Source organism: Acinetobacter sp. YH01024, from assembly GCF_013420195.1.
Lineage (GTDB): Bacteria > Pseudomonadota > Gammaproteobacteria > Pseudomonadales > Moraxellaceae > Acinetobacter > Acinetobacter amyesii.
Genome location: NZ_VOYQ01000110.1, coordinates 1 through 1,062 on the forward strand (window position 1 = coordinate 1; position 1,062 = coordinate 1,062).

Here is a 1,062-nt window from a genome sequence, read left to right on the forward strand (position 1 = left end):
ATTGATCGGCGAGTTCTTGGGATGGCAGGCGATATTCATTACTTTGGCTATACTGGCGATGCTCGCACTCCTAAATGCGGGTTTCAGGTGGCACGAAACCCGCCCTCTGGATCAAGTCAAGACGCGCCGATCTGTCTTGCCGATCTTCGCGAGTCCGGCTTTTTGGGTTTACACTGTCGGCTTTAGCGCCGGTATGGGCACCTACTTCGTCTTCTTCTCGACGGCTCCCCGTGTGCTCATAGGCCAAGCGGAATATTCCGAGATCGGATTCAGCTTTGCCTTCGCCACTGTCGCGCTTGTAATGATCGTGACAACCCGTTTCGCGAAGTCCTTTGTCGCCAGATGGGGCATCGCAGGATGCGTGGCGCGTGGGATGGCGTTGCTTGTTTGCGGAGCGGTCCTGTTGGGGATCGGCGAACTTTACGGCTCGCCGTCATTCCTCACCTTCATCCTACCGATGTGGGTTGTCGCGGTCGGTATTGTCTTCACGGTGTCCGTTACCGCGAACGGCGCTTTGGCAGAGTTCGACGACATCGCGGGATCAGCGGTCGCGTTCTACTTCTGCGTTCAAAGCCTGATAGTCAGCATTGTCGGGACATTGGCGGTGGCACTTTTAAACGGTGACACAGCGTGGCCCGTGATCTGTTACGCCACGGCGATGGCGGTACTGGTTTCGTTGGGGCTGGTGCTCCTTCGGCTCCGTGGGGCTGCCACCGAGAAGTCGCCAGTCGTCTAACCGACGACTGGTAGCAGGCCCGCTCCGATGCGGCGCACTAACCATCGAAACCTCGTGAATGTCGGTATCCTGTCTGGCAGGATACCGCTCATTTCCCTTGTTCAGTTCATCGCCGTCGCCGAGCATCTGAATTTTCGGCATGCGGCCAAGGCACTTGGTATCAGCCAGTCGAGCGTCAGCGCGCGTGTGAAAGCGCTGGAGGATAACCTTGGTGTCCTGCTATTTGAGCGCCATGCGCGGGGCGTTCGGCTAACAGACGCAGGCAGGCACTTCATGGAGCGTGTCACGGCGGGTGTCGATCAACTCGATCACGCAGTGAAGACCGC

At 58.1% G+C, this 1,062-nt stretch carries 2 protein-coding genes; both read left to right on the forward strand.

Going from position 1 to position 1,062, the window contains the following annotated elements:
* Nucleotides 1-736: MFS transporter (locus FTT88_RS17100; protein ID WP_074379287.1), on the forward strand; the 736-nt coding region annotated here is incomplete at its 5' end.
* 27 nt (nt 737-763) lie between these two features.
* Nucleotides 764-1,062, forward strand: a 299-nt coding sequence (locus FTT88_RS17105) for a LysR family transcriptional regulator (protein WP_001255014.1), incomplete at its 3' end; no start/stop codon positions are given.